Annotated in this window: 12 protein-coding genes and 1 pseudogene; 9 read left to right on the forward strand and 4 right to left on the reverse strand. The window is 62.4% G+C overall.

What is annotated here, in order from left to right; translation table 11 throughout:
* The first annotated feature begins 35 nt into the window (after positions 1–35).
* From NKJ94_RS06675 to NKJ94_RS06710, 8 genes are all read left to right on the forward strand, one after another.
* The gene (locus NKJ94_RS06675; RefSeq protein WP_352523765.1) at positions 36–1,253 is read left to right on the forward strand and encodes a septal ring lytic transglycosylase RlpA family protein; all 1,218 of its coding nucleotides are present in this window, start codon (positions 36–38) and stop codon (positions 1,251–1,253) included.
* 130 nt (positions 1,254–1,383) lie between these two features.
* A complete protein-coding gene (locus tag NKJ94_RS06680; protein WP_352523863.1) occupies positions 1,384–2,514 on the forward strand; it encodes a D-alanyl-D-alanine carboxypeptidase family protein in 1,131 nt (376 codons plus the stop codon).
* A 64-nt stretch (positions 2,515–2,578) separates the two neighbouring features.
* Entirely contained in the window at positions 2,579–3,253 is a 675-nt protein-coding gene (gene tmk / locus NKJ94_RS06685) for a dTMP kinase (RefSeq protein ID WP_352523865.1), read from the forward strand.
* Positions 3,250–4,305, forward strand: a complete 1,056-nt coding sequence (locus tag NKJ94_RS06690) for a DNA polymerase III subunit delta' (RefSeq protein WP_352523766.1) — start codon at positions 3,250–3,252, stop codon at positions 4,303–4,305. The genes tmk and NKJ94_RS06690 overlap by 4 nt, the downstream gene beginning before the upstream one ends.
* Before the next feature lie 120 nt (positions 4,306–4,425).
* Positions 4,426–6,012, forward strand: a complete 1,587-nt coding sequence (gene metG / locus NKJ94_RS06695; RefSeq protein WP_352523867.1) for a methionine--tRNA ligase — start codon at positions 4,426–4,428, stop codon at positions 6,010–6,012.
* The gene (locus NKJ94_RS06700; RefSeq protein WP_352523768.1) at positions 6,012–6,806 is read left to right on the forward strand and encodes a TatD family hydrolase; all 795 of its coding nucleotides are present in this window, start codon (positions 6,012–6,014) and stop codon (positions 6,804–6,806) included. Before metG ends, NKJ94_RS06700 begins: the two co-directional genes overlap by 1 nt.
* A 3-nt stretch (positions 6,807–6,809) precedes the next feature.
* Positions 6,810–7,628, forward strand: a complete 819-nt coding sequence (locus NKJ94_RS06705; protein ID WP_352523770.1) for an MBL fold metallo-hydrolase — start codon at positions 6,810–6,812, stop codon at positions 7,626–7,628.
* Positions 7,629–8,027: 399 nt separating this feature from the next.
* Complete coding sequence (locus tag NKJ94_RS06710; RefSeq protein WP_352523772.1) at positions 8,028–8,627, forward strand: hypothetical protein; 600 nt, start codon at positions 8,028–8,030, stop codon at positions 8,625–8,627.
* 89 nt (positions 8,628–8,716) lie between these two features.
* On the opposite strand, the pseudogene NKJ94_RS06715 reads toward NKJ94_RS06710, so the two are convergent.
* The 4 genes and pseudogenes from NKJ94_RS06715 to NKJ94_RS06730 form a co-directional block, all read right to left on the reverse strand.
* Positions 8,717–9,196: pseudogene (locus NKJ94_RS06715) on the reverse strand (DUF2076 domain-containing protein); the annotation flags it as partial.
* Positions 9,197–9,217: 21 nt separating this feature from the next.
* On the reverse strand, positions 9,218–9,925 hold the full coding sequence (locus NKJ94_RS06720; RefSeq protein ID WP_352523774.1) for a Bax inhibitor-1/YccA family protein: 708 nt from the start codon (positions 9,923–9,925) through the stop codon (positions 9,218–9,220).
* A 27-nt stretch (positions 9,926–9,952) separates the two neighbouring features.
* Complete coding sequence (locus NKJ94_RS06725; RefSeq protein ID WP_352523869.1) at positions 9,953–10,726, reverse strand: anti-sigma factor family protein; 774 nt, start codon at positions 10,724–10,726, stop codon at positions 9,953–9,955.
* Positions 10,726–11,256 (reverse strand): sigma-70 family RNA polymerase sigma factor, encoded by a 531-nt coding sequence (locus NKJ94_RS06730; RefSeq protein ID WP_502896076.1) that lies wholly within the window; start codon positions 11,254–11,256, stop codon positions 10,726–10,728. The genes NKJ94_RS06725 and NKJ94_RS06730 overlap by 1 nt, the downstream gene beginning before the upstream one ends.
* Positions 11,257–11,473: 217 nt before the next feature.
* Between NKJ94_RS06730 and NKJ94_RS06735 the strand changes: the two genes are divergently transcribed.
* On the forward strand, positions 11,474–12,658 hold the full coding sequence (locus NKJ94_RS06735) for an amino acid aminotransferase (protein ID WP_352523777.1): 1,185 nt from the start codon (positions 11,474–11,476) through the stop codon (positions 12,656–12,658).
* Positions 12,659–12,668: the final 10 nt, after the last annotated feature.

Below are 12,668 nucleotides of genomic sequence, written 5' to 3' on the forward strand. Positions count from 1 at the left end.
GTGCCTTTGTCGAGACTGTAGGGGACAATCGAAAAATGCAGACCACGGCGCGCCCGCGTCTTCGTCGCGCTTCCGCTTTCGCGCTGTTTGCCTTGTCGGCAGCCTTTCTTGCGGCATGTGCCGGGCCGCAGCAAAAGGCGATGGTCAACAAGAAACCTCGCTCCAAGGAATATTTTTCCGAAGCCGAATACGGTGTGAAAGCCAGCCCGCGCGTGCTGTTCAAGACGTCTCGCGGACGCGACCAACTCGGCAAACCCTATCAGGTACGCGGCAAGTGGTACTATCCGAAGGAAGACAAGCGTTACGCCAAGGTTGGCCTCGCATCCTGGTATGGTGAGGCCTTCCACGGCCGGTTGACCGCCAACGGCGAAGTCTACGACATGGCCGATCTGACGGCGGCGCATCCGACCATGCCGCTGCCGAGCTATGCGCGGGTAACCAATCTCAAGACGGGCAGCTCGGTGATCGTGCGCGTCAACGATCGCGGACCCTATCATGATGGGCGCATCATCGATGTGTCGAAGCGCGCTGCTGAAATGCTCGATTACGCCAATGTCGGTACGGCCGAGGTGAAGGTCGAATATGTCGGCCGTGCGCCGCTCGAAGGCAATGACGGCCAATATCTGATGGCTTCGTACCATCCCGGCAACAGGGCACCGGATGCGTCGGACGGTCTGCCGAGCGGTGTCATGGTCGCCATGAATGGGCCGTCGCCGAGCCTGCCGGTGAGCGCCGCGGCGGTGCCGTTCCCCGGTCAGCTGACGAATTCCGTGCAGGCGTCGGAAGCAGTCATTGCGACGCAGGCACCAGCCTCCGGCAATGTGACGCTACCTGATTACGGGCCGATCGTGCCGGAGCGTCCGGAGATCAACCTGCCGGCGCAATCGCCATTCACCGTGGCGTCGCTGTCTTATGCCGATGAGCGTGTGCAGCGCGCCTCCAACGCCTTTGTCGCACTGGATGGCGCCGGCATGTCGCCCGCCGAGATTCTTCAATCGTGGAGACAGCAAGCTCCTCCAGCCGGGTCGCCTATGGACTATGTTGCGGCGGGTTCGTTCGAGAACGCCGCCGAGGCCGAGCGGGTGGCGGCGCAGCTTTCCAGCTTCGGCAAGACCGAGATCCAGCGCTCCGATCTCGACGGCAAGGACTGGTACTCGGTCAACCTCTATGCCGACGGCCGTGGCAGCCTGGACGAGATGCTGAAAGCCGCGTGGTCGCATGGTGCGCCGGATGCGCTTGTTGTACGCAACTGACCTCGGGCTGCCTGGTTTTTCCGTGCACGATTGATCCGCCAGGCAAAAGCCTGATAGCTTCGGCCCAACTTGCAAAAGCGCCGGCTGATTGGTCGAACTGATGAAATTTTTCCACCCTTTCACCGGGCTCATGGCGCTCGGCCTGCTGCTGCTCTCGCTTATGCCGGCCTCAGCACAGCTTTTCGAGACCAAGGCCGCGCAGGCCTTCATGATCGATGCCGAAACCGGCACCGTGCTGTTTTCCAAGGATGCCGACAGGTTGATCCCGCCGGCCTCGCTGGCCAAGCTGATGACGATGGAAGTGGTCTTCGACGCTATCAAGTCGGGGCGCATGACGCTCGACGACACCTTCGTGGTGAGCGAGAACGCCTGGCGCAAGGGCGGCGCTCCTTCGGGGACATCGACCATGTTCGCGAAACTCAAGTCGACGATCCGGCTCGAAGACCTGATCCAGGGCGTGACCGTGCAGGCGGCCAATGACGGCTGTATAGTCATCGCTGAAGGAATGGCCGGGTCCGAGGCGAATTTCGCGGCGCAGATGACCGAGCGCGCCCGCCAGATCGGCTTGCAGAAATCGACATTCGTCAATTCGACCGGTCTGCCGGCCGATGGGCAGCAAACTAGCGTTCGCGAGCTTGCGCTTCTGGCCTTGCATCTCTGGCGGAACTACCCGGATCTCTACCGCTATTATGGCCAGAAGGATTTTACCTGGAACAAGATCTCCCAGAGGAACCGCAACCCGTTGCTGGCCATGGATATAGGCGCCGACGGCCTTGCAGTCGGCGCCAGCGAGCAATCCGGATTCGGCATCGTCGGCTCGGTCAGCCACAATGGGACAAGGGTGATGGCGGCGATGAGCGGGCTGGCAAACGACCGCGAGCGCGCCGAGGAAGCGCGAAAGCTGCTCGACTGGGGCGTTCGCTCGTTCGAGAAGACTGAGGTATTCGCCAACGACGAAGTGGTTGGCGAAGCCCAGGTCTTTGGCGGCGCCAAATCCGGCGTCGCGTTAAAGGCAAAAGGACCGGTGGAGATCTTCCTGCCGATCACCAACCGCGACAAGCTCACGGCCAGGATCGTCTATGACGGACCGATTGCAGCGCCCGTGGAGGAGGGGCAGCCGGTGGGTGCGCTGCGCGTGTGGATCGGCGACACGCTGAGCCAGGAGACGCCGCTTTTTGCCGCCGAGTCGATCGGTGTCGGCTCGCTGCCGCAACGCGCTCTCGATGCCGCCAAGGAACTGGCCGTCGGCTGGCTGCGTTAGTGCGGTCGCGGTGGACCTTTTTTCCCGCTGGGACTATACGGTCCCCGAAGCATGGACAGAGGCTTTGGCGCGCGGATTTTTCATCACTTTTGAAGGCGGCGAAGGAGCAGGCAAGTCGACGCAGATCGAGCGGCTGGCAAAGAAGATGCGCGCCAAGAAATACGATGTGCTGGTGACGCGTGAACCAGGTGGCTCGCCGGGTGCGGAGGCGGTCAGACATGTCCTGCTTTCAGGCGCGGCCGAGCCGTTCGGCCCCAAGATGGAAGCGCTGCTTTTCGCCGCCGCGCGTTCGGACCACGTCGAACAGGTCATCCGGCCGGCAGTCGAGCGCGGCTCGATCGTACTTTGCGACCGCTTCATGGATTCCTCGCGCGTCTACCAGGGCGTCACCGGTGGCCTCGACCTGGCATTCATGGACGCCCTGGAGAAGGTTGCCATCAACGGCATGGTGCCGGACATGACGCTGATCTTGGACATCGATCCCGCCGAAGGCCTGAGGCGCGCTACCGCCCGGCGAGGCAGCAGTGACGGCCCGGACCGCTTCGAGAAGGAAACATTGGCGATCCACCAGCGCCGCCGCGAGGCTTTTCTGGCGATCGCCGCGGCTGAACCCGAACGCTGCACCGTCATCGATGCATCCGCCGACCCAGACATGGTGGAGAATGTCGTTACCGCCACCGTCTTCGCGGCCCTCGAGAGGATGATGCCGGCGCAAAACAGACAGGCGGCGCCGGCATGATTTTCGAACGGATCGCTCCTGAACAGCACGACACGCTGGACGGGGTGCCGGAGCCATCCGAAACGCCGCGCCTCGTCGGACATCTCCCGGCGGCCAACATGCTTGCCGCCGCCTATCGCTCGGGAAAGCTGCCGCACGCGCTGATCTTTGCCGGGCCGGTCGGCATCGGCAAGGCGACGCTGGCCTTTCACCTGGCGCATCACCTGTTGAAGCACCCGGTCTTCGAGCAGGCGCCGGAAAGCCTTGCCGTTCCCGATCCGGCTTCGTCGCTGTTTCGCCAGATCGCCACCGGGGCGCATCCTTCGGTGCTGCATCTGACGCGCCCCGCGAACGACAAGACCAAGAGCTTCAAGACCGTGGTCACCGTCGACGAGATCCGCAGAGTCAGCCGCTTTCTGTCGCTGACCTCGCATGACGGCAGCTACCGGGTGGTCATCGTCGATCCCGCCGACGACATGAACACCAATGCCGCCAATGCCTTGCTTAAGAATCTTGAAGAGCCGCCCGCGCGGACATTGTTCATCCTCATCGTCCATGCGCCGGGCAGCCTGCTGCCGACGATACGGTCACGCTGCCAGATGGTGCGGCTGACGCCGCTCGACGCCGATAGCCTGATGACGGTTCTGGAGGGCATCGAGCCGCCGCCGCCGGAGGATCCCGCAGCGCGCGCGGCGCTGGCGGAACGGGCAGGGGGCAGCGCCCGCAACGCGATTTTGTTGACGCAATATGGCGGGCTGGAAATCGCCTCCACCCTCGACGCCCTGGTGATGGTCCAAAAAATAGATGTCGCCGGCGCCTACCGTCTTGCCGAGGCGGTCGCCGCCCGTGACCAGGCGATCCCATTCGACATCTTCAATCGCCGAGCGCTTGATCTGCTGTCGGCCGGCGCCAGCCAGGCCGCGCTGGCCGGCGATCTCGCGCGGGCCAAAACGCTGTCGGATACTTGGCACGAGGCTTTGAACGCTATATCTGAAACCGAGACCTACAATCTCGACAAGAAGCAGCACGCCCTGACCATGATCGACCGCCTGAATTCTGCAATGCGAATGTGACGGCCGCTGGCGTGGCTTTGATGTCCCTGAGCGTTGATCCCAACCAATGGCAGGAACTTCGAATCCACCACATTGGCGTCGGATGGCAATTGCCGTTTCGATGCGATATCTCACCGCGACATCTTTCATTCTGACATTCATGACGGCTCATCCATGTCACGCGAAAAATACTACGTCACGACGCCGATTTTCTATCCGAACGGCAAGCCGCATATCGGCCATGCCTACAATGTGATCGCCAGCGACACGCTTGCCCGCTTCCAGCGGCTCGACGGCAAGGACGTCTTCTTCGTCTCGGGGACCGACGAGCACGGCTTGAAGATGCAGCAGACGGCGGACGCCGAAGGCCTGACGCCGAAGGTGCTTGCCGATCGCAATTCGGCGATCTTCCGTTCGATGCTCGAAGCGACCGGCTGCTCGAACGACGTTTTTATCCGAACTACCGAGGAGCGGCACTACAAGGCCTGCCAGGCGATCTGGACACGCATGGCTGAGAATGGCGACATTTACCTCGACCGCTACAGCGGCTGGTATTCGGTGCGGCAGGAAGCCTATTTCGACGAGGCCGAAACCAAGGTCGGCGACGACGGCGTGCGCCGTGAACCGCTCGGCTCGCCCGTCGAATGGACCGAAGAAGAAAGCTACTTCTTTCGGCTTTCCGCCTATCAGGACAGGCTGCTCGCACTGTACGAGAACAGCCCCGAATTCGTCGGACCGGCGGAGCGGCGCAATGAGATCGTCAGCTTCGTCAAATCCGGCCTGAGGGATCTGTCCATCTCGCGCACCACGTTCAAATGGGGCGTGCCGGTGCCGGGAGACGACAAGCATGTGATGTATGTCTGGGTCGACGCCTTGACCAACTACATCACCGCCGCCGGTTATCCGGATCCGGCCAATGAGAGATGGTCTTTCTGGCCGGCAAACGTCCACGTCATCGGCAAGGATATCGTGCGCTTCCACGCGGTCTACTGGCCGGCTTTCCTGATGTCGGCTGGCATCGAATTGCCGAAGCGCGTGTTCGCGCATGGTTTTTTGTTCAACCGCGGCGAGAAAATGTCGAAGTCGGTCGGCAACGTCATCGACCCGTTCGCCATGATCGAGCATTACGGGCTCGACCAGGTGCGCTATTTCTTCCTGCGCGAAGTGCCGTTCGGCCAGGACGGCAGCTACAGCCATGATGCGATCGTCAACCGCACCAATGCCGACCTTGCCAACGATCTCGGCAATCTGGCACAGCGCTCGCTGTCGATGATCGCCAAGAACTGCGGCGGCGTGGTGCCGAAGCGTGGCCAATTGAGCGACGCCGACAAGGCGATCCTCGATCAGGCAGATGTCGCCCTTGTCACGGCGCGCAGGACGATGGCCGACCAGGGTATCCATCTGGCGCTGGCGGCGATCTTCGGCGTGGTGGCCGAAGCCAACCGCTATTTCGCCGGGCAGGAGCCGTGGGCGCTGAAGAAGACCGATCCGGCACGCATGGAAACGGTGCTGTGGACGACGGCTGAGGTGATCCGGCGTGTCGGGTTGCTGTGCCAGCCCTTCATTCCAGACTCGGCGGCAAAGCTGCTCGATCTTTTGGCGGTGCCGGCAGACAGCCGTAATTTTGAGCATGTCGCGGAAGGCGATGCGCTGGTACCCGGCACGGCGCTGCCGGTGCCGGAACCGGTGTTTCCACGTTATGTCGAACAGCCGGACGCGAACGCCTGATGCTGGTCGACAGCCATTGCCATCTCGACTTTCCGGATTTCGCCGAGGAGCGGGCGGCTATCGTCGCCCGCGCCCTCGCGGCCGGGGTGGGACGTATGGTGACGATCTCGACACGGGTGAAGCGTTTTCAACAAATAGTTGATATTGCAGAGACTTTCGACGATGTCTATTGCTCTGTCGGCACTCATCCGCACAATGCGGCTGAAGAGCTTGATGTCACGGTTGAGGATCTGGTCCGGCTGTCCGCTCATCGCAAAGTGGTGGCGATCGGCGAGGCCGGGCTCGACTATTTCTACGATCACGCGCCGCGCAATGCACAGGCGCAGGGCTTTCGCACCCACATCGCCGCCGCGCGCGAGACCGGTCTGCCGCTGGTCATCCATTCCCGCGACGCCGACGACGACATGGCTGATATTCTCGAAGAGGAAACAGGGAAGGGCGCCTTCCCCTTCATCCTGCACTGTTTTTCGTCGGGGCACAGGCTGGCCGAGATCGGCGTAGCGCTCGGCGGCTATGTTTCCTTTTCGGGTATCCTGACCTTCAAGAACTCCGCCGAGCTGCGCGCCATCGCCGCCGATCTGCCGCACGACCGTCTGCTGGTCGAAACCGACGCGCCGTATCTGGCGCCGATCCCGTTTCGCGGCAAGCGCAACGAGCCTGCCTTTGTCGCGCATACAGCCAAGGTGCTGGCCGAGACGATCGGCGTCAGCGACGCCGAGATCGCGACCGTCACCACGGATAATTTCTTCCGGTTGTTCAGGAAAATGCCGCGCCCGAGCGCGCCGGGCGCCTGACGCATGAGCGACCGGTTGCGCCTTACCGTCCTCGGCTGCGGCTCATCGCCAGGCACGCCGCGCATCACCGGCGACTGGGGCAATTGCGATCCCGCGAACCCCCGGAACCGGCGCATGCGCACCGCAGCGCTGGTCGAGCGGATCGCGGCGAATGGCGCCCGGACCACTGTCGTCATCGACACCGGCCCGGATTTCCGCGAGCAGATGCTGCTGGCATCGGTCAGGCGCATCGATGCGGTCATCTATACGCATCCGCACGCCGACCATATCCACGGCATCGACGATTTGCGTGGCTTCGTGATCGAGCAGCGCCACCGGATCGACATCCATGCCGACCAGGCCACCATGCCGCGGCTGCGGGAAGCGTTTCGCTACTGTTTCGAAACGCCGAAAGGCAGTTCGTACCCGCCGATCGTCAACGCCCATATCATTGACCACGCCAGGCCGGTGGTGATCGGAGGCGAGGGCGGTGCCCTCACCCTCGAACCGCTGCCGCAGATCCATGGCGACATCATCTCGCTGGGTTTTCGTATCGGCAATCTCGCTTATTGTCCTGACATAAGCGACTTTCCCGAAGCGACCGCCGAGCGTCTGCAAGGGCTGGACATGCTGGTCATCGATGCGCTGCAGTACACCATCCATCCGAGTCATCTGTCGCTTGGCCAGGCGCTTGGCTGGATCGAAAGACTGGCGCCGAAGAACGCCGTGCTGACGCATATGCATGTGCCGCTCGACTACGCCACGGTGATGGCCGAGACGCCGGTCAACGTCGAGCCTGCCTATGACGGCATGAGGATCGAAATCCCTTACAAATCAGCGTGAAGGACCAAGTTTTTCATGGCTGGGTTCCAGGATTAGGTCTCGCGAGATGCATGAAACCAATTCTCGCTCCAAAACCGCCCAGCGGCTCGCTTTTGCTATCTCCACGCCACATCCTATCGGCCATGTCAGTTCCATAATCTATCTTATGCGACTGAAGCTTGTAGCCATTTTAGGAATGCGACGGTTGAGCAAGTTAGAGACGCGACATTTTCCAGCGTCTCTCCGGCTTCAACGTGATCGCCGATCGTGTCCCAGTGCCCCGGCCGTATGGCGCAAGCGAGGCTTGCAGAGGTCGCGCACGCTCGTTCTCATGACATGCGCTCAAAGCTAAACTTCTTGAGCGCCGCATTGCAGTTCTAGTTGGAGTGAGATCGCAAACATTCGCAACAGCATGCTAAGTTGCGAATCATGAAGAGACTTTGGTCGTTTGCAGGTTTTGTCTTCGCTGTCGCCTGCGCATTCACCGACACGCGAGCGCAGGATCTCAATCATGCTCCAGGCGAGAATGACCTGGCTTTCGCGAAACGTGTTGTTGGGTTCGCGGACAACGCTGACCCGCACACGACAGCCGTGACCTGGAACGGGCTCCAGACGCTGTTCGTCGATTACCAGACCACCGAGGAATATCCGGAACGCCCACTCGTCGCGCTACAGCAGCAGCCCAACGGGTACCGTGCAATCCAGGTCACGGTTGGCGAACACGAAGGCGGCACGCCGGAGATTACAGCGCTCGGCCTCGTCAACGCCGATCACGATCCGGCAAAGGAGCTGATCGTCATACTTGCCTGGCCAGTGTCGCACTACGATGTCTCGGGTACGCTCTATGAAGTTCGCTTCTTCGACACCCCCAAACCGGGTCAGAAGGCGTTGACCCAATTGAAAGTGAGCCAAAAGTTCGACGCCACCTGCGACTGCGGATGGCGCGACGGCACGACAAAGCGTTTCCGCTTCAAGACAATCGCGGCGGTCAAGGCTGAATTGAAGCGCTTGGGCTATTAGCCGCCGGCGAGGGCTCGCTTCCCGGATGCTGCCCTCGCCTGTCTGCTGACCGGCAACGCCACGAGCACCGGCGCAGGCTGGGTCGCTCGTCAGAATTCCATATCGCCGAAGTCACCGCCATTATCGGAGCCAGCATCGTCTGGCTGGCCAGCTTCGTCTGGTTGGGGTGCCGGCTGTTCGGCTGCCTGCGCTTCGTTGCCACCAAACATGCCGGGGATCGCATTGCCGAGCAGCACGCCGCCAGCCACACCCATCGCAGTCTGCGCCGCGCCGGCAAGAAAACCGCCGCCGGCCCGCTGTGGGTTGTCTTGTGGTCCTCCCGCTGCAGCAGAAGCGGTGCGCCCTACCCGCGGAACCGAGCCAGAACGCCTGCCGCCGCTGCGGCCGAAGAAGCCGCTGAGCGGTCCACCGCCGGCAGGCTGCCGCGCCTGCTCTTCCAGTTCTTCGATGCGCGCCTGTGCTGCGTTCAGGGCCTGCTCTTGCACTACGATCGTCTGCGCCATGTAGTATGGTGCCCCTGACTGCCGGGCGATCTGGTCCTGGATGAAGCGCTCCGCCTCGGCATCGCGCGGCGGTGCCTGGCGACGCGGCTATTCGCGCTCTCCGGTGAAGTTCAGCAACAGCTGGAAGATGTTGATGAAGTTCAGATAGAGCGAGAATGCCCCGAAGACAGCGAGCTTCTGCTGCGATTCCGCACCGAAGTTTTCCGCATACTGCTCCTTGATCGTCTGAGTATCCCAGGCGGTGAGACCGATGAACACAGCGATGCCGATTACCGAGATCGCGAACTGCAGCGCAGTCGAGCCGAGAAAGATGTTGACGATGCTGGCAATCACCACGCCGATCAGGCCCATGATCAGGAACGACGAGAACTGCGTCAGGTCGCGTTTGGTCGTGTAGCCGTAAAGGCTGGTCGCACCGAACATGGTGGCGGCGATGAAGAAGGTGCGCGCGATGCTGGTGCCGGTAAAGACCAGGAACACGGAAGCCAGCGACAGGCCCATGACCGCACAGAAAGCCCAGAACATCGCCTGCGCGCCGGCTGCCGACATCGTCTGCATCCGGAATGAGAACAGCAGCACAAAGGCCAGCGGCGCCAGCATCACCACCCATTTCAGCGGAGTGGAGAAGATCGGCACGTAAAGGGCGGGCGTGGAAGACACCACGAACGCGATCAAGCCGGTGACGACGAGGCCAAGGCCCATGTAGTTATAGACGCGCAGCATGTGCCGGCGCAGGCCCTCGTCATAGACTGCTCCGGCTCGGGCTCCGGCCCCGATATATCCCAGATTGTTCATTTGGTTCTCCTTCTTCGAGGTAGTCGATTAGTAAAGCGTTCTGGCGAGCGCTTCGGCCGTGCGATCGAGGCCCTGGACGCCGCTACGTGCGACGACTGCGTAGGCGACCTCGCCGATCTGGAAATAGGCCGAGGAAACTTCGCCCGACGGAACGACAGTCGGCCTGACGACGTCGAATGTTCCGGGCCGGATAGCGAACAGCGAGAGCAGGCCCATCTCCCTTGTCTCGACAGCCATCTCGACGCTCGGGCCGAACTGTGACGGGTAGATCTGCACGTCACGGACTTTCCAGTCCTTTGGCAGTGACGGCATAATGATCGCCGTGGCAGCGCGGATTTCGTCGGCATTGTAGTTGGGCGCTTCGGATTGCGACGACATGGCTTCGCGCACGAGCGTCGTCCGGTGCGCCCGGATCGCCTCCTCCACAAAAGCGGGCGGATGGGTCGAGGCGACGACTTCCGTCACCGATATCGGTCCGATGAGCCCATTCGCAAGCCAGCCGGCGGCAACGAAAACAGCGACCGCCGCCGCCCGCTGCAAAGCACCGAGAACGCGGCCGCGCGCCAAGCCTCGCTCCAGCCGCCGTGCCGCATCGGTCGTTCTCGGCTGCGCCATGGCCTTCGATCCGGCAAGCGCCACGCGCAGCTCGTCACGCGTCCGGAGATCGGACATCACGCGCGCCGCCGCTTGCGGGCGCGCGGAAAGAAATGCTTCGACCTCGATGCGCCGCGCAACGTCCAGCTGATCGTCGACGTAGGCATAGAGATCGGTATCGGTCACAGGATCGCGCAGTTGGTTCATCATCGACCTCCGACGATCTTCAGATGGCCTTTCGTGCATGCCGGTGCCGCGTCCTCCATCTCGCGGAGGGCCGCACGCGCTCTGCCGATGCGCGACATCAGCGTGCCAAGCGGCACGCCGCTGACCTCGGCCGCCTCGCTGTAGCTAAGCCCCTCGATGGCAACGAGATCCAGCGCGCAACGTTGCTCTTCCGGCAATGTGAAAAAGGCGTCGCGCACCTGTGCCAGACGAACTGAATGTTCCTGGGGAGCCTGGACGCTGGCCTCGGCGAGATAGCCGGCCTGCTCGACGCGCATCGCTTCGGATTTGCGGGATCGCAAGCCGTCGATGAACGCATTGTGGACGATCGACAGCAGCCATACGCGAAGATTTCCGCCGGAGCGAAAGCTGCCGCGTCGCTCATAGGCGCGCACCAGCGCATCATGCACCAAATCCTCGGCATCGGCGCTGTCGCGTGTCAGCGAGCGTGCGTAGCGGCGCAGCGAACCAAGCTGTCCCAGAATATCGAAGCGTGGCATCGGCCGTTTCATGTCCTGTTTACGGAGCAGGTCGGGATTTTAATCCCGCTTCCCCGAATTTTTCTTGCGCGGCTCGCTGCGCTCTTTCTGGGAGATATCGCGCCTGCCCTAGTCCGGCAGATAGTATCGGCCGGGCTCGAGGAAAACCGGCGCCGAGTTGGCGCACATGAAACCGCTGGCAAAGCACGGCCGGTTTGCGTATCACTCCGCCGCCAACGGAACCTTATCGATGTTCGAAAATCTCCAGCCCGCGCCTGCCGACAAGATCCTTGCCTTGATCGGCCTCTATCGCGCCGATCCGCGTCCCGACAAGGTCGATCTCGGCGTCGGCGTCTACAAGGATCGCGACGGCAAGACGCCGGTGATGCGCGCTGTGCGCGAAGCCGAAAAGCGCCTGCTGCAAAGCCAGGACACCAAGACTTATCTCGGACTTGCCGGCGACACCGCCTTCAATGCCGCAATGGCTAGGTTGGTGTTCGGCCCGGCGGCCGACATGACGCGCATCCGCGCTGCGCAGGCGCCCGGCGGCTCCGGCGCGCTGCGGCTGGTCGCCGAATTGCTGAAAAGGACACGCGCCGAGGCAACGATCTGGCTGTCGGACCCGACATGGCCGAACCACATGCCGGTGATGCGCGCCGCTGGCCTGCAGATACACGAGTATCCCTATTTCGACGCTGCCTCGGGCGCGGTGCGCTTCGACGACATGCTGAATGCATTGAGAACCGCGCATCCCGGCGACGTCGTGCTGCTGCATGGCTGTTGCCACAACCCGACGGGCGCCAATCTGGACGCGGCGCAATGGGCTGCCGTTGCGGATCTTGTCAGCGAGCGCGGCCTGCTGCCCTTTGTCGACATTGCCTATCAGGGCTTTGGCGAGGGGCTTGATGCGGACGCCGCCGGCTTGCGCCTGCTGGCGGCGAAAGTCCCTGAAATGGTCGTTGCCTCGAGTTGCTCGAAGAACTTTGCCGTCTATCGCGACCGCGTTGGCGCGGCCATGATCATGGCGAAAGACGGCACTCAGGCGGATGTGGCGATGGGCCAGATGCTGTCGGCGGCGCGCGCCATGTATTCGATGCCGCCGGACCATGGCGCGGCTGCGGTGCGCATGGTGCTTGAAGACCCCGCATTGCGGGCCGACTGGGAAGCAGAGCTTGAAGAGATGCGCCTGCGCATGCTGCGGCTTCGCGTCCAGTTCGCCGAGGCGCTGCGCCGGCAGTCGACCTCCGATCGTTTCGATTTCGTCGCCAGCCATCGCGGCATGTTTTCCCGGCTTGGCCTGTCGGAAGCGCAAGTCGAGCGGCTGCGCGCCGACCATGGTATCTATATGGTCGGCGACAGCCGCATCAACGTTGCCGGCCTGCCTGAGGACGGCATGGACGCGCTCGCCAAGGCGATTGTCTCCGTGCTCGACTGACATAGGCGTC

It is taken from the genome of Mesorhizobium sp. M0060 (genome assembly GCF_040323155.1).
GTDB lineage: Bacteria > Pseudomonadota > Alphaproteobacteria > Rhizobiales > Rhizobiaceae > Mesorhizobium.